Annotated in this window: 14 protein-coding genes; 7 read left to right on the forward strand and 7 right to left on the reverse strand. The window is 37.1% G+C overall.

The annotated features are described in order from the left end of the window. Positions 1-146 precede the first annotated feature (146 nt). Positions 147-1,277, forward strand: a complete 1,131-nt coding sequence (locus ACSVDE_RS14785; RefSeq protein ID WP_439301633.1) for a DUF2927 domain-containing protein — start codon at positions 147-149, stop codon at positions 1,275-1,277. 464 nt (positions 1,278-1,741) lie between these two features. Here the strand turns inward: ACSVDE_RS14785 and ACSVDE_RS14790 are convergent, their stop codons facing one another. Both ACSVDE_RS14790 and ACSVDE_RS14795 read right to left on the reverse strand, forming a co-directional pair. Then, positions 1,742-2,698 (reverse strand): MBL fold metallo-hydrolase, encoded by a 957-nt coding sequence (locus ACSVDE_RS14790; RefSeq protein WP_439301634.1) that lies wholly within the window; start codon positions 2,696-2,698, stop codon positions 1,742-1,744. Between the two features lie 304 nt (positions 2,699-3,002). Beyond that, positions 3,003-3,824: an SGNH/GDSL hydrolase family protein gene (locus ACSVDE_RS14795; protein ID WP_439301635.1), complete on the reverse strand. Its 822-nt coding sequence runs from the start codon at positions 3,822-3,824 to the stop codon at positions 3,003-3,005. Positions 3,825-4,101: 277 nt separating this feature from the next. Here ACSVDE_RS14795 and ACSVDE_RS14800 point away from each other — a divergent pair, with 277 nt between their 5' ends. The 5 genes from ACSVDE_RS14800 to ACSVDE_RS14820 all read left to right on the forward strand — a co-directional run bounded on the left by ACSVDE_RS14800 (position 4,102) and on the right by ACSVDE_RS14820 (position 8,688). Beyond that, complete coding sequence (locus ACSVDE_RS14800) at positions 4,102-4,431, forward strand: hypothetical protein (RefSeq protein WP_439301636.1); 330 nt, start codon at positions 4,102-4,104, stop codon at positions 4,429-4,431. A gap of 204 nt (positions 4,432-4,635) precedes the next feature. Further along, positions 4,636-5,202 (forward strand): DUF5317 domain-containing protein, encoded by a 567-nt coding sequence (locus tag ACSVDE_RS14805; protein ID WP_439301637.1) that lies wholly within the window; start codon positions 4,636-4,638, stop codon positions 5,200-5,202. 165 nt (positions 5,203-5,367) lie between these two features. Continuing rightward, a complete protein-coding gene (locus ACSVDE_RS14810; RefSeq protein ID WP_439301638.1) occupies positions 5,368-7,182 on the forward strand; it encodes a bifunctional diguanylate cyclase/phosphohydrolase in 1,815 nt (604 codons plus the stop codon). A gap of 194 nt (positions 7,183-7,376) precedes the next feature. Further along, positions 7,377-8,456: a hypothetical protein gene (locus ACSVDE_RS14815; RefSeq protein ID WP_439301639.1), complete on the forward strand. Its 1,080-nt coding sequence runs from the start codon at positions 7,377-7,379 to the stop codon at positions 8,454-8,456. 19 nt (positions 8,457-8,475) lie between these two features. Then, positions 8,476-8,688, forward strand: coding sequence for a hypothetical protein (locus ACSVDE_RS14820; RefSeq protein WP_439301640.1), 213 nt, complete (start codon positions 8,476-8,478; stop codon positions 8,686-8,688). A gap of 98 nt (positions 8,689-8,786) precedes the next feature. Here the strand turns inward: ACSVDE_RS14820 and ACSVDE_RS14825 are convergent, their stop codons facing one another. Then, positions 8,787-9,602 (reverse strand): hypothetical protein, encoded by an 816-nt coding sequence (locus ACSVDE_RS14825; protein WP_439301641.1) that lies wholly within the window; start codon positions 9,600-9,602, stop codon positions 8,787-8,789. Positions 9,603-9,626: 24 nt separating this feature from the next. Beyond that, positions 9,627-11,075: a TcaA NTF2-like domain-containing protein gene (locus tag ACSVDE_RS14830; RefSeq protein WP_439301642.1), complete on the reverse strand. Its 1,449-nt coding sequence runs from the start codon at positions 11,073-11,075 to the stop codon at positions 9,627-9,629. A 337-nt stretch (positions 11,076-11,412) separates the two neighbouring features. On the opposite strand from ACSVDE_RS14830, the gene ACSVDE_RS14835 reads away from it, so the two are divergent. After that, positions 11,413-12,456, forward strand: a complete 1,044-nt coding sequence (locus ACSVDE_RS14835; RefSeq protein ID WP_439301643.1) for a hypothetical protein — start codon at positions 11,413-11,415, stop codon at positions 12,454-12,456. 85 nt (positions 12,457-12,541) lie between these two features. Here ACSVDE_RS14835 and ACSVDE_RS14840 read toward each other — a convergent pair whose 3' ends face one another. From ACSVDE_RS14840 to ACSVDE_RS14850, 3 genes are all read right to left on the reverse strand, one after another. Beyond that, complete coding sequence (locus ACSVDE_RS14840; protein ID WP_439301644.1) at positions 12,542-13,843, reverse strand: hypothetical protein; 1,302 nt, start codon at positions 13,841-13,843, stop codon at positions 12,542-12,544. 72 nt (positions 13,844-13,915) lie between these two features. Further along, complete coding sequence (locus ACSVDE_RS14845) at positions 13,916-15,166, reverse strand: M20 family metallo-hydrolase (protein ID WP_439301645.1); 1,251 nt, start codon at positions 15,164-15,166, stop codon at positions 13,916-13,918. A 3-nt stretch (positions 15,167-15,169) separates the two neighbouring features. Then, a complete protein-coding gene (locus ACSVDE_RS14850; protein ID WP_439301646.1) occupies positions 15,170-16,477 on the reverse strand; it encodes an amidohydrolase in 1,308 nt (435 codons plus the stop codon). Between the last annotated feature and the right edge of the window lies 1 nt (position 16,478).

A 16,478-nucleotide genomic window follows, 5' to 3' on the forward strand; every position in this document is an offset into this window, starting at 1 on the left:
CCATCAAACGTTTGTTTAAAATAAATTTATTGGCTTTGTTCTTAGAGGTTAACACCAATAGGGAATTAATCAAACGTTTGTTTGACTCATTTTCCTCCATTGTTTAATAATGGTTTATTTTGACGCATTAGAAAGGAATATTCATCTTGAAAAAATACATCTTGTTAGTGGTCATCTTTTCATTTGGAATAGGGTCTCTATACTTTCTTGAACCCCATGAATTTGTAGTCAAGGGTGTTAAAGATGGAGACGTGTATGCTGAAGATGTTAATCTTCATGTTGAAACGGGTCTTATCCAACCATCGATAACGCTAAATGGTAAAGAGATCCATACTAAAAAAACCATCAACCAAAATGGTTCCTATACATTAAAGGTAAAATCTCGTTTTCTTTGGAAAGAGAAAAGGGAGTCTATGACTTTCAAAAGAGACGATGAACCACCTTTAAAACCTGTATTACTGGAAGAACCTAAAAATGCGTACTTTCAATCAGCCTCCTTTCAAGTAAAGGAAGAACCTGGTGTGAAATATAAAGCAACCCTCGGTAAGGATCCGTATCTATTTGGTGATGAAATTACAACTGAAGGCAAACATACATTGTATTTGGTTGCTGAAAAAGATAACGGCCTTGTGGCTAAAAATGATTATACGTTCAAAATTGACAATCGGACCTACTCACAACAGGAAGTGGATACATTCTCTGATTTTTATTTCAAAAACTCACCAGAGATATGGAAGTATAAATCGGACACCGTCGTGTTTGTCCATGGCAACCCTAAGCCTGAAGATGTATCCAGGTTAAAGTCTGATATACAAAACCTGAATAATCTCTTACCCTTTAACTTGAAATACGAAGAAAAAATTACTGGACTCCCTGACCGACGTATTGATGTCCACTTTATGCCGACATATGAATTTAATCAGATGGGGTTTGACGGAAAAATCATTGATGGGAACCGCAAAATTATCGGGGTAGCTGTTATAGATGAGGCTTATCGTAGCTTTGGAATCAAAGCATCCACCATATTAATCGGTACCGAAACAGATCAACAGGAACGTCTTCCAACCATCACACATGAATTGATGCATGCACTTGGATTACATAGCCACTTTGAAACCGATCGCTCAAGCATCCTCTATCCTGATGTAAATTCCAACGTACAAACCTGGAATGAAAAAGACCTCAAAACGCTAGAAATCTTGTATCACCCTAACGTAACGATCGGGATGGAAAAAGAGGAATTTCTAAATTCCTTGAAAGACTGGGTTACGAATTAGGAAGTCTGCTATCAAACGGAGTTATTTAACAGACAATCTGGGGAATTGAAAGAAAAAGGAAGCAGAAGAATCTTCCCTGCTTCCTAAGGAGCTGAGGCTTTATGAAACAAGAACAGGATAAAAACATTTTCACTGGTCTTGTGTGGGGAATCTCATTAAGTTTGCCACTTTGGATCGTATTTATGAAAGGGATAAAATCCATCCGACGCTCAAAATGATTACTTAAAAAGGGGCTGCCTCAAATAGAATCTGAAGTATTCATTCTATTGAGCCAGTCCCTTTTTAATATGGTGTGGTAAGATGTGTTTTAATCTATAATTTCTGAAACTCGTCTATATTTTTTTATTTTAATGGCAAATTCGAAAAACTGATCTATAAATTCTCATTTTTATGGGAAATAACGCAATTTTTATGGGAAATGCTCAAATTCCAATAATAATTAAGAGCAAACAGAACTCGCTTTTTTACAAATGTTCATAATGAATAACACCGTTGATTCGTTCCTTTTTGACTTTATCATGTGCTTCAAGATAATCTAAATGACCGATAATTTCTGACATGACAAGCGAAAACTGACTCTCGTATTTTTCATCATACATCTCTTGGGCGATCTGACTGCCTGTTTGGTGCCCTTCCTTCACTTTTCTATAAACTTTATCAGCTTTTCTTTTGATTCCGTCTAATCTTCTATTAATGAGATCTTTATGGTTATCAATAATGTCTCCATGACCTGGATAAGCAATATCTACATCCAACGATAAGCATCTTTCCAATGATTTTTCATGATCTAGCAAAGTAAACATGCGATTCCCATCTTGATCAGGTTCAACGAGTGCATTGCTGGAGATGTGCTTAAGGAACAGATCACCTGCAAATAGGGAACGGTTGTGGGGGTGATAAAATACCATATGGTCTGGTGAATGCCCCGGCGTTTCAATCGGCTCTAAATTAGGTAGCTTTGTAATGGGTATGATGTCCGCATGCAGTTTTTTCTTTTCATGTTGTTGAAGAGCTTCCTCAAGTTTTTCGACTTGCAAATCCCCTCGCTCTCCGCAATCCATTTGTTGATATAGGTTTCGGAAAAACTCGATTCTCATTTCAAAAAAGCTCCGGTCTCTTTTTAATCGATGAATAGAATTCTTCGGGGCGAATACCGGTATATCATGACGGCCAACAATCCGATCCACTAATCCAACATGATCTTCATGATTGTGTGTGAGTATAATTTCTTTAATATCTTTAAGGGAAAGCTGATACTCTTTTAAAGTAGATTGAAAGTAATCCCAACATTTTTCAGAATGAATACCTGCATCAATCAACGAAAACCCCTGCTCTTTTTGAAGTAGATAAAAATTGAATGACTTCAAACTAGAACGGGTAGGCATCATTATTGGATAAACTTTAGCTTGCAATAAAAACACATCCTTAAATTAACTTTCTTTCAACCATCATTAAACATTTATCCTAAGTCGTTTCCTTTATTTAAGCCCAAATATAAAGAGCACAATTCCTAAGAACGTCATAATCGGGTAGATGAACATTTTAAAAAAGTTCATTGTAAACATTCCTTTTGATGAGTAGCTAACAGGTAAATCTAGTTTTTTTATGATTGCAGCCTCATATGGACTATAGAAGAAATGCGCTAAAGTATCCAGAATTCCACCACTTTCGGTTTGCATTTTTTCTATTAGGGAATATAAAAGGATGGGCAGGAGCCCATCCTTTTTACTTACCTGTAAAATAGTTGATTAAATATTCAGCCCAAAGTGTATTACCTTCTTCTTTCGGACCGCTAACACCATTTACGAAATTATTAATTTCTTCATCTTGAACATCCGGCCAAGCATCCCAATGATTCAAGTAAATCATTTCTGTCTCGTCAGCAAGTTCTTTAACAGAATTAATTTGAGTCATGTAGTGACCTGGTTGATAAATGGGGTGTGGCGGTTGTAAAAAGATAGATACTTCAGGGTTTTCATCCTTAAGTCTACGTTCCATGATCTTGATACTATCCATGGAATCATCAATGTTAATCCCTTTATTATCATTTAATATAAATGGTTCAATTAATGCTATATCAGGTTGTGATTGAGAAATCTTAATATATTTTTCGCTACTATGTATTTCTGTGGATGAAGTATCACCAAATCCAATAGCAACTATATCAAATAGTTCTTCACCATAAGCTTGCTTCATACCATTTACAAATTGGCCAGTCCATCCGTTATCTGTTGTAAGCTCACCAGAACCGATAATAGCAAATTTAACCTTCTCATTGTTTTCCTTGGCTGACATTATTCGTTCTTGGAGGGAACTAGGTAAGTTTGAAGTGAGTTGCTCAATAGTCTGAGTTGAATCAGTCGCAGTATTTGTTTCCTTTTGAGCTGGAGCTTTTTCTTTATCCCGTTCAGTTCCACGATCAGAATCTATCACATTATCTTTTGCAGCCTCTACTTTACTTGCTAGCTTTGACTGCCAATGCAGGTGACCGAAGATGACAGCCGAAATTGATAAAACAACGACGAATATGTATAGTAACTTTTTCATGTTTTTCACCCATAACTAGAAATTTTTTCTTCTACTACTAGAATGCAGAAAAAAGTGGATTTTGTCAAAAAAGTATTTATTATATATCTATATTAACTTTTCTCAGTCGTAAAACTAAAAAGTTTGTCGAATGAATCGGGCATTAAGTAATGTTCAACCAAGAAATGCGGCTGTGAATTTGTTACCATATGACTAAATAACGACTAATTCTTATGTTTACTTGTTCTGAATTGACTGATAATATAGGAAAAAAGACAGGAAGGGTCGGTGTTATATAATGAGTGATATTCTAGTGGTACTAAAACAGTCTAATAAGAACCCTGTCACGACCAATATCCCTAACGACATAAATTATTTTGAGAAAATATTGGAGGGTCCAGTAGACATTAATAAATTTGCTTATAGCGGATTTCGACTCATTTGTAATGTAGATGATGGTTATAGCATTGGAGAGCATGGTTTACCAGAAGGTACATACTTCATCGCTAAATATGATACCGATTTTGTTCCTATGACTGTTGATGAAGCGGAAGAAATCAAGAAAGTCTTACGAGAAAAGAAAAACAAAAGCGGAAAAAAGCGGGGATTGTTTTCTCTCTTCAAATAACAACTTACATTAAAACCTTCGTTAGTTGATCTAACGAAGGTTTTTTTATTTGTGCTTTTTGAAGTATTTTCATTAAACCAAGGTAGTAGAAGCTTATAGTTCTATTGTACTATTGCGTGTTTAGTTACAAATACTCATAATCCTTTAACATAATTACCGATATAAACGATAACAAGCATTCTATGTAAATAAAGGAGCACTTACATGGTATATGACGGCATTCTCTTATCTATTATTGTCGGGTTGTTACGAAAAGGAAACTTCAAAGGAATTGCTGATCTGAATATTAAATTTGGATGGGTTTTCCCTCTTTTATTAGTGTTTCAGATCCTCATCTTTCTTTATCAAGGTCAAGTAGATTTGATAAACAGAATTAGTGGGTTTTTATTCATAATGGTATACATAATTGGCATTTTCCTTCTATGGTTAAATCGCAAATTAGGAATAGGTGTTCAACTTATTCTTATAGGTGTTGTACTCAATTTCATTGTAATGATTGCGAACGATGGCCGGATGCCTGTTTCATTAGATGCTGCCAAAGTGTTAGCTCCTTCATACTCCCAAGCACTAACACAAGATAATTACGGTAAACATACAGCTCTTAATAGTGAAACCCATATAGGGTTTTTGGGTGACATCATTCCTATTAGCGATCCTTACCCAAGAGATCAGGTTATTAGTATTGGAGACATTATTATGAACATAGGAATCTTCCTCTTTATACAGAAATTGATGGTAGCACGAAAACGTTCTTCAATGTTACCAGCATAGTGAAGGAGGTGAAATAAATGTCTGCAAAAACGAAGAATGTCCTTATCAACTTGTTCATCATTGGTTCCGCTGTAATTGCATTGACTTCTGGTTACAAGCTAGTTTAATGGACAAACACGGGGGAGCATGTACGCTTCCCCATATTTAATAAAGGAGGTGCGCCTCTTGCAAGTTACTAAACGTATTAAGCCGGTTAACTTATATCTTACAGGTATTATTACTACTGGTATATTGACTGCCTCTTTGACATTATGGGGTTCCAACCTACTTCAACTACCTTTAGATTTACTTGGCATATTCACTATTGCATTACTTTTACTAACCCATAATATGATTCTATTACCACCTAAAGGTAACTCATTATCCATGGACTCAGCAGTATACCTGGGATGTTTGCTATTATTCGGTTTGTCCACAACCATTGAACTTCTTGTTATTACAACAATTGCATACGGTTTAATAACAACAAAAAATGTTGCCTGGTGGAAGCACTTATTCAATTTATCCAATTATTCTCTAATGTTGTTTGGAGCAAATTTTACGTTTCAGCTATTTGAAGGTGTACATGGCGCTATAACACCAAAAAATATTTTTATTTATGTCATCGCTTTGAGTGTTTATTACCTATTAAATGTTTTTATCATTGGTGGCTACTTTTACCTATATTCAAAAGATGAATTTTCCGGAATCTATCGTTCTATTTTAGAGGATTCCCTATTCAGCTATTTAATTATGTTAATTTTGTCGTTGGTACTTGTGTTTTTACTAAAGACTAATATTTATATTGGTATTATTCTTTTTTCAACTATTACATTACTTCTTTCTATCGCTTTTAAACAGTACTTTAACTTGTATCAGCAAATAACCGAAAAGGCGAATACAGATCATCTTACCGGTTTGTATAATCATGGTTATTTTAAAGAGTTGTTAGAAGAAAAAGTGAATGAATCTACTAGAACAGGTAAACCACTCAGTCTCGCGATGCTCGATTTAGATGATTTCAAAAAATATAATGACACTTTTGGTCATATACAAGGAGATAACCTCTTAAAGTTCATCGGGGAGCTCATTAAAAAGGAATGTCCTCATGATATCGTCGCTCGATATGGCGGCGAAGAGTATGTCGTTCTAATGCCGAACACTCCTGGCCATGAAGCCTATCAACGTATGAATCGACTTCGAAAAAAAGTAAATGATTCACATTATGAAGGTGTAGAGGTCTTGCCATTTGGATGTATCTCCTACTCAGGTGGGGTTATCGAATACGAAAATGGAACCGTTCAGGACTTCTTACAAAAAGCTGATAAGGCTATGTATATCGCTAAAAGTCGAGGAAAAAACATCATAATCCCTCCTTCAAAAATGCTGGAAGAAAACAAGACAAGTGATGAAGTATTTGATGAAAAGCTCGCAATATTAAAACAACAAATTGGTATCTTTTTAAAGAAGGATTTGACTACATTCCGCCATTCTATGCAAGTTTATAAATATAGTAAGCAAATGGCTGAACGACTCAATCTAACAGATATCGAACGCGAGCAACTGATCTTGGGCGCTCTCATCCATGATATTGGAAAAGTAGAAATACCAAGAGATATGCTTACTAAAACTGAAAAGCTGACTGAGTATGAGTGGAGTACAATAAAAAAGCATGTAGTTTGGGGCAAGGAATGGATAGAATCTATAGATGGACTTCAAGAGATTGTTCCCCTTGTCGAATTACACCATGAACGCTTTGATGGGAAAGGTTATCCATACGGGTTAAGTGGAAAATCGATTCCGAAACTAGCAAGGATCCTTTGTATCATTGATTTTTTTGATGCCATGACAACTGAACGACCCTATCAAGCCACTCGAACTTTTGAAGAAGCGATTGAGGAACTACGCAAATGTTCCGGATCACAATTTGATCCTGAATATGTTGGACCTTTTATTGAGATGATTTGTGAAATGTATCTGACAACGGAACATGCCCTATAAAACACCTTTTCTTAAGGAAGAGGTGTTTTTTTCATTGTTGGGAAAATACAACTTTATTATCATACTTTAAAAACGGTTATTCGGTACAATTTTCCCAACTCATAATTTGGAAATATATAGTATCATATGTAGTAGAAAATAAATTATTTGAAATTTTTGTTTTTTTATACAATTTAAAATTTAGGAGGGGTTTCATGACGGTATCTTTAGATACAATAATTGTTAATGAGAAAATTGACAGTTGGTATAAAGCTATTAAGGAGTTAAACATAACTAAAGCTAGAGAGTTAGCTACAGAACTTGATCAATTATATAAGCAATCATCAGCGGATTCATTCGCTTATAATTATTATCAATTGATTTTATTTCGGTATCAATTAATGTTTAAGGATGTTGAATCGGCTACTCAAGTCTTAAAAGATATTGAACCATTTCATGAGTCGAGTGAGATTTTACAATATTATTATCATAGCTTCAAAGGGATTTATTATTACATACTGAATCGTTATCAGGATTCAATTGATAGTTTCAAAAAGGCTCAACCACATATCATTTTCTCTGAGCATCAGGATGAGATTGGTGAATTCCATTATAAGATGGCTGCTTCGTATTATGAACATTATCAAAATGCATTATCTATAAAACACCTGCACAATGCATTAAAGGTTTTCCAAAAGAATTATCTCTACAAGAGAAGCGCAGATTGTGAACTTCTTCTTGCACTTAACCTGACAGATCTTAGAGATTATGAAGATGCAGAGCTTCACTATCATAATGCCCTTCGTTACTGTGATCATTTTAATGATTTAGAGTACAAGCATGCTGTAATTTTCAACTTAGGGACCTTCTATCATTCTCAAAATTATAAAGACGAAGCGGTTCAATATTTCAACAGATCCAGAGAGTATTTCTTAGAACAGAATCAATCAGATTATGCTATAAAAGCTACTTACCAATTGGCAAAATTATATTATCTGAATAGAGACTTCGGAACTGCAACTGAATATCAAAATGAAGGGCAGGTGCTATCGGAGGAACAAGATAATCAGATTTTCTTACAGAGGTTCAAGACATTGTATGTCTACTCTGATAAAAAGATTGAGGAACATGAATCTGAAATACAAGAAGGATTATCATATTTTGAAGAGAATGAAATGTGGAACGATGTTATTCATATTGGTGAATTATTGACCAGGTATTATCATGACCAACACCAGTTCGAAAAATCGAGTAAAACATCGCAAAGAGTTATACTTGCAAAAAGACATCTTTAACTTTTAAGGAGGAAAGAAATTGAAGAAAAGGTTAGCCTTTCTATTCATGTGTCTTAGTTTGGTTGTGACACCGCTCTTATCGACTGACACAAGCTTAAGTCAAAGAGAAGAAATCGTCCCTGATATTGAAAATCCAGCATTTGTTGACAGAGAAACCATTGTTCCTGACTCAAAGAAAAAATTGTTAGCGGATCGTGAAACTATTGTTCCGGATTCACCGAAAAAAATTTAATTTTGTTGGAATTTATTTAGTCCCAACTAAATAGCCAGGCTAAGTAGAATTACTACTTGGCCTGGCTTGCTTTATTTAGACTAAATAATATTTTTCAGTTAAAATCTTTCCATTAATTCCATTAGTGAAGAGAACGCTTCCCATACGAACATCTTGCCAACCAAATAAGTGAATAACATTGCACCTAGAATCGCTCCGAAGCTCCAATAAAATCGGTCAACAGTTCCTTTCGTATCCTTAGAATATTCATAGACAACAAATCCTGGTATAAATAGAATAACAAAAAGAAGTGATAGTACAATGATGATAATTGTTCCCCAAACAGAACCGAGTAATCCCAAAATCATAGCAACCATGTTCAACGCAGTAAATGGAACCAATACACTCGAATATTGAGATAGGGATTCTTTAACTGGTAGTTTGTTACCCATCAGTTTTGCTACTAGTAACGTAGAAACCATACCAATTGCAACAAAGACCACACCAATTAATAAAAGTTTAAACGTAATATCGAAAAAAGGTAATGATGCGGCTGGAGTAGTTTCCATGAACAATTCTCCAATTCCATCCATCGCAGCCTTAAATATGCTATTGGCTAAGAAATATAAGCTGAGCGCAAAAGTTAAAGCATACAGAATGATCGTTATAATTCCATTTACAAATTGTTGCTCATTTAATGTAAATGCAAGACTTGGACGTTTCAATAAAGCTAATACGTAATTCCCATACATTCTAGAAATGTTCTTTGCTTTGTCTAGATTTTCATTTGGGGTACTTACAGTGCTTGTTGTTACATTTACACTTTCTGAGGTTGCCGCTATCTCATTTTCAGTTGTTGTAACAATCATGGATGCACCACAGCTGCCACAAAATTTTCCGTTTTCCTGTTCATGCTTACAAACTGGACAAATCATAATTCACTTTCCTTCCATAATGTATTAAATTTTATTTCGATCTGTATCGTTTATATCTATTTTTTGAATCTTGTAAGTTCCATCAACTTCTATTACCGTATAAATCTTTGAGCGGTTGTATTCCGTTTGTTTTCCTTCATGATTAGTAAATATAAAATGTTCGTTTGTAGATACTTCGAATTTCCCATCAGCTATTTCATTAGTCTCCAAGATGGAATTTTCTATAAAATCATATTTATATCCCTGATCTTTTAACTTTCCAATATAAGTCTTAAGTTCATCATAGGCATGGCTATCACTAAGCATGAAACCCTCGATATGGGAGAAATCTCTCGTATTTAATGAAACCTCATAGGCATCTCTAAATGATAAGATGTGGTTAGCCACAATATCTTCATTACTAGCATTTTCACTAGCATTTTCAATATTTCGCTCATCATGTATTTCTAGGGTAGCTAATGATTCTATCACTTCTAAGTCAAAGTCAAAAAACAATCCTCCCCAAGATACATCTTCTTGCGTAATAGTTTCTGATTTAACTTTCTTTCCATTAGGTGCAGACCATTCAGCATACATTTCAACTTTTTCACCATCTGGAAATGGTCCCAGAATTTCGTATTCTTCTAATGTTTTACCTGTGCTCACTCCATTAATGTATAGAATTGCATCTTCCATATTTGAACTCGCATGGTACTGTCTAACCGGAAAGTCTATGTATAAATTATCTTGATTGTTACCATCACCCATAACCACTACTTGCTCGTCTAGGGTTATGGAACCAAATTCGTTATCTAGGATGGCTTTGAAATTATAAGTACCTGGATAAGCTTTAACAATCTCAGTTGGTTCATCAGCAGATTCAATTTCATAATCTTTCTTTAATAGATTTAGTTTGGTCGCTGAATAATTGGATATAGCATACAAATTATTTGGAACTGCCTCAAAAATATATTTTTGATAAAGTCCAAGTAACTCTTCCTCGACTTTTACTACAAATACCTTATTTCCTGAAAAGTCCTTTACTGTTTGATGGAAGCTATTATTCTCTTCATTCATTATGGTGTTTGTGAGGCTTGTTCGAATAAATTCCCAGTCAGATTCCTGAAGGTGGTTAATAAACTGGTCCTTATCCAACAAAGCATCCTCATCATAATCAATATGAGAAAACAATAACTCGCTATCTCCATTATTGACAGCTTGATCTATTTCTTTAAGTTGAGCCATCGGATCATAATAATTAGAAAAAATCTTATGTGTCGCAAAAACTGCAATAAAAATGATAGCTATTGAAGCAATTAGAATCTTATTTTTCTTAGATAGAGGCTTAAATGTCTTTACATTTGAGGTCTTAGAATGCAATGGTTTTTCAACTACATTCTTTGTGCTTTTAGAAGTCGTTTGATTGGTCCCACACTCCGTACAAAATGTACTTTCCTCATTTAATTCTGACCCGCATTCAGTACAGTATCTCATTAGATACTTTCTCCTTTCTTTTTACGGTAATGAATTGGTTTACGTAGAAAGCAGACTAATTAACCACCCCCGAACACTATATTAATCCTATAAAACTATAATTATTTGGGAAAAATTATATAATTTATAGTAAATAGGAATCATAGTATTATTATCGACGTGATTCTTTTTTCATTAATAGAGGTTTTGAAATTTTACTATAATTTCATATCAAAAAAGATATTTATTTTATAGTTGATCACATAAAAACACAATAAACAGAATTACATATTTTACTATAAATACAATATTTATGGTATTATTTTCTATGATCATAAACCAACAAAGGGAGAAAAACATGAAAAGAATTTTTGCACTACTATTATCCTCAATCATGATCATAGGCGCATGTGAACAAAAGGAAGCAAATACTATCGAAAGCGAAGATTTAACGAAAAGCAAAAATGTAAAAAGTGAGAAAATCAATCAGATTGAGCAAAAACAAATTACACCTGATGAAGTTATGGCACTGTATCTTGAAGCCCTTGAAAATCCTAATAGCAATAAGGTGACCGAAAAATTTAGAGAAAAAATGGGTCCACTTATTGAAAAGTCAAAAAATACATTAGGAGAAAACGGTCCACCTAATGAATTACAACCTAAAGTAAGACTTAAAACATTTGAGGAAGGCAGATCAAGGTTTAAAGTAGAAACTCTAGAGTTTGCAAACGAAGCATATAAGACGGGTAGATTAATCCGTTTGACAGCTTTATATAACAGTAAAGAGGCACAATGGTATCTGGACGATATTGAAATTGAAGAAGCTGCAAATGAACCATTCGAACTGACTTGGGAAGAAGTTGAAAAATATACCAAATTAAATGGTGTAGAGATTAAAAAAGCAGATGAACAGATAGACCCTCGTTATTTTGAGTTCTCTGTTATCAACAATAACCAAATGTACATAAAAGGTAGTGTTCTCAAAATTGATAGAAGCAATGGTTTAGTAAGTTTTGTATCTGTTCCTGAACAAGAAAACACAGGGAGCCATGCAGAAAATGATAGTGTTGAAGATAACACAGAAAGCACAAGTAAGCCTGTGAAAACCAATTATTCTAGCCTTAAAGATTATAGCGGGCAATGGAAAGATTCTAATGGTATTTTCTTTTTGAAAGTAGAAAATGTCAGGGGGATTTCTGCAGATATTTCATTAGATATATGTTCAAGCAAATGTGTGCGGTTGGCATCAATTGGTCCTGTTACTCTTAACTTCGATAAAAACAGCGTTTCTCATAGCTATGACGAAGATGGATGGGGTAACAGCGGGAATTTCAAAATAACATTAAACCCAGATGGAATTGTACTCACTTATGCAGACCAAGAAATCTCTATGAGTCAATGATCTAAGAAAAGACAGACGACATATTTTACGTTTTGTCAATCAAACGTTTGATTGATATAAGAAAAGCCCTCTAGTAAGGGCTTTTCTAAATGTTCAGTTCATACACTTTTCTAGGGCGTCCTCGTCCGACTTGTTCTTCGCCTTTAATAGTAGCAAGTTTTAGCCGTTCTAGTTCAGCGAGGATCCGGCGGGCATTCCGGTCGGTGCTTTTGAGCCATTGGGCGATTTCGTTTGCCGTCACGAAATCTTTTTCATAATACTTGTAGTAGGAAGCAATCTTCGAGATGACGGACGGACTGATTTTCGCGTCCTTCAACTTCTCCTCCCAAACTGACCCGGATAATCGTTGCTGATACGAAAGCCGTTCTTCATTTTGAAGCAATGTGATTTCCTTCTCTTCGTTCACGAGGACAACTGTTTGATTTTCATGGTCTCCTGATAGGTGAAGTGCATGGCGTACATTCTGTTCCGCTTCCCACGCGGTCATTCCATACCCAATCCCCATTTGAAGGTTCAATCCTGATTGTTCTTTCAGGTTTTGTACAACCTGCGATGGGTTGTATTCATTCAACTTTAGTTCCAGTTCGCCTCTTGTCGTATAAATGAAATACAGTGCATCACCGACTTCCACGAATGAACCTTGAACTTTTTCCGAATAATCGAGCATGAGGCGCTTCAAATCCAGCATCTGCTGCTTCAGTTTATAGGAATAAAATTGATTGTTCTGCTGCTCATCAGATGTACCTACTTCAACACCGACGATTCCGAGAGACGATTTGCGGTACCAAATGGCTTGTGCGTGCTCTTTTACAAATCGGAGTTCGAGTTCGATTCCTAATCTTGATGGGATGACGCGGAAGCATGGTATGCCCTTATCTTTCATGGATAGGTAAACGGTTTTGATACAAGTGAGAACTGCATCAATCTTCCCTTCTCTATATAGGCTTTCGTGGTATTCAATGACCTCTGTTGCCGGTAAAAATTCTTCTCCCTGGTAAAGGTGGAATTCTAAATTGGATAGATTGAAATCCGTTTTGACACTCTCCAGTTCTGAAACACGGATCGTATCCAGACTCACCCTTCGAATCGGCTTGTCCAACGTGGTGATTGCCTCAACAATTGTCCCCATCAAGCTGGCACCATACAAATCTGGATAGCTCGTATTATCAGCATTGAGAAGTTCATTCCGAATCAAATATCGGTACAATGCGGGTCCAGAAAGAAACCAATGGTCGATCTCCTTTTCATTTCCTTCAATCAGACCAGCTGATTCCGAAGCGTGCTCGTAAGGAAAATAGGCGATTTCAAATTCATTCATTTGTTCTGCAAATTCTTTAATCCGTCCTATTGAATCCTCTGGACCTAGAATGCCTAACCGTAATTTCATAAATATCCTCCGTCTCACAATCTCTACTTCTAACTATACCAAAAATTTATGGATGTACGAAAAAACCCTTCATCAAGAAGGGTTACTCGCTTCATTCTTCATGTATTGTTTTAATATCTCGACACCCATGTTCAAGTCACTTTCTGAAGCGAATTCATCTGGATGATGACTCAGACCGTCTCGGCAAGGGATGAATACGAGTCCAGTCGGCCAACGGGATGCCATGTTCATAACATCATGACCGGCACCGCTTTCCATCATCAAACCATGATAACCGATTTGTTCACCGGTTTCCTTTATTGATTCCGTTACAGATGGATTAAGGAATACGGAGTCATCGTCTACAAGTGTGCGTGTATTGATTTTCACCTGGTATTGCGTAGTCATTTTTTCAAGTTCGAGCTGTATTTCATCAGCCAGGCCTCTTTTCAATTCATCACTGACACTACGGATGTCTACGCCAAGTTCAACCCGACCGGGTATACTGGTCATTTTGTTCGGATAGACATTCGCCATACTAGCCGTTGCAACGACGGGTACTTCGTTTTCATCTGAAAGCTGACGAGCTCGTTGCGAGATGAACGAGATGATTGGGGCAGCAGCTACCAGAGCGTCTTTTCGTTTATCCATCGGGGTCGATCCAGTGTGGCTGGATTGTCCTTCGATTTCAATCATCAAACGTGTTGGACATGCGATGGCAGTTGCAATTCCAAAGGACTTGCCTGCTTCTTCAACACGCGTACCTTGTTCGATATGAAGCTCAATAAATTGACGAAGCGCCTCTTTCGGACGTTCAGCGTCGGTGATATTTTTCCATGAAAGACCGCAACTTTCAACCGCTTCTTTTATTGAAATTCCATCGTCATCTTTTACCTCAGCAAGCTGACCCTTATTTAACTGACCGGTCATCGCTTTACTGCCGATTGTAGAGACGCCGAATCGAGAAGATTCTTCTGAAGCGAAGCAGATCACTTCTATTGGGAATGCGGGCTGGAAGCCTTCTTCCTTCAGTTCTTTGACAGCTGCCAATCCGCAAAGCACACCCGCAACTCCGTCGTATCCTCCCCCATTTTTCACTGTATCCAAATGGGATCCCATGGCAAGGGCAGGTTTATCATCGTTAGCGTTCCAACGTGCGATACTGTTGCCGGCTTCATCACGTCGGACCTCAAGCCCGATCGATATCGCTTTTTCTTCGAACACAGCGATTGATTTCCATTCCTCTTCACTGTAGCCGAGGCGGCTGAAGCCTTCTTCCTGTTCCATGCTGTCTGTCAGATTGAGTTGTTTCAATGTGGTCATCAGCCACGATTCTTTCTCCATATGTTACACCTCTTTTTCTTGTAAATGGACGATGGTTCTTGCGAGCGTATCGACCGCTACGGCAAGAACATCCTCTAGGTAGTCGAATTCTGAATGATGATGTCCATTCGCAAGGGGCGTTCCGAAAATGAGATATGTCGCTTGTCCCCCTATTTGTTGTACACGTTCCATCATGTAGGCGACGTCTTCTGATGCTCCAATCACGTCACGAGGAATCACCGACTGGATTATCGGACTTTCTTTAACGATATGCTCCAATATCGGGATAAAAGATTCGTCACTTGCGGCATCGATTCCTTGTCCGACAATTTGGATGTTTGCTTCCACACCATACATCGCGGAACTTGCAAGGATGATTCGCTCAGCTTCCTTCATCATATACTCGTTCAATTCCGTTATAGCGCCTCGTGTTTCGAGTTGCATAGCGGCATGATCTGGAACGATATTTCGACCCGTCCCAGCGTTCAATGTCCCGACATTGATTCTGGTCTTTCCATCTCCATGCCTAGGGATGCCATGTAGATGTAGTGCTGCGCTTGAAGCAGCAAGTAGAGCGTTGCGACCTTTTTCAGGCTCTTTTCCCGCATGTGCAGAAAGTCCTTTGAAGGTGACATCGCATTTGGTCGTTGCTAAAAATTCACTTGTCGTTGCGGAGACTTGACCGATGGATCGGCCGCTATGGATGCCAATATGACCGGATAAGAAGTAGTCGACATCGTCCAGCCAGCCCATTTCTACCATTGATTTTGCTCCACGTGAGCCTTCCTCAGCAGGTTGGAACAATAGCGTGTATCGCCCGGTAAGTCCTTCTGAATTCTGCTTTAAAAATGTTGCGATTCCAAGGCCGATTGTTGTATGGCCGTCGTGACCACAGGCATGCATTTGACCTTCTCTTTGAGAGTTGAAACCTTTTTGAGCCGGCTGATGCTGCTTTTTGTCAGATTCCTTGATTGGCAGGGCATCGATGTCATATCGCATGGCGATATGAGGCCCCTTTTTACCTGTATCGAATGTAGCGACCACTCCAGTGTGACCGCCTTTCATTCTTTCCATAAAGGATTCGGGAACCCCTTCAGCTCGTGCCCGCTCTTCTTCCTTTCGAAGGACATCTTCAGAAGGGACTCCCATCCTTTCATCACTGACAAGTGCCTCTTTTCCGATATGAGTGATATAGCCGAGTTCTGTTAATACTTTGGCGATCCGATAGGTGGTCACGTATTCGGTCCAGCCGACTTCCGGGTATTGGTGGAATTGACGTCTCCAATCAATCCATTGATCCTTATTCTGTTCAATGAAAGATTCCATTTTCATA

Origin of the sequence: Pseudalkalibacillus sp. Hm43 (assembly GCF_051842935.1) — a bacterium.
GTDB lineage: Bacteria > Bacillota > Bacilli > Bacillales > Fictibacillaceae > Pseudalkalibacillus.

Coding starts and splice junctions, on each gene's coding strand:
- ACSVDE_RS14800 (WP_439301636.1), top strand. CDS start 4,102: ATGAGTGATATTCTAGTGGTACTAAAACAGTCTAATAAGAACCCTGTC.
- ACSVDE_RS14850 (WP_439301646.1), bottom strand. CDS start 16,477: ATGAAAATGGAATCTTTCATTGAACAGAATAAGGATCAATGGATTGAT.
- ACSVDE_RS14830 (WP_439301642.1), bottom strand. CDS start 11,075: ATGAGATACTGTACTGAATGCGGGTCAGAATTAAATGAGGAAAGTACA.
- ACSVDE_RS14815 (WP_439301639.1), top strand. CDS start 7,377: ATGACGGTATCTTTAGATACAATAATTGTTAATGAGAAAATTGACAGT.
- ACSVDE_RS14835 (WP_439301643.1), top strand. CDS start 11,413: ATGAAAAGAATTTTTGCACTACTATTATCCTCAATCATGATCATAGGC.
- ACSVDE_RS14795 (WP_439301635.1), bottom strand. CDS start 3,824: ATGAAAAAGTTACTATACATATTCGTCGTTGTTTTATCAATTTCGGCT.
- ACSVDE_RS14825 (WP_439301641.1), bottom strand. CDS start 9,602: ATGATTTGTCCAGTTTGTAAGCATGAACAGGAAAACGGAAAATTTTGT.
- ACSVDE_RS14845 (WP_439301645.1), bottom strand. CDS start 15,166: ATGGAGAAAGAATCGTGGCTGATGACCACATTGAAACAACTCAATCTG.
- ACSVDE_RS14840 (WP_439301644.1), bottom strand. CDS start 13,843: ATGAAATTACGGTTAGGCATTCTAGGTCCAGAGGATTCAATAGGACGG.
- ACSVDE_RS14805 (WP_439301637.1), top strand. CDS start 4,636: ATGGTATATGACGGCATTCTCTTATCTATTATTGTCGGGTTGTTACGA.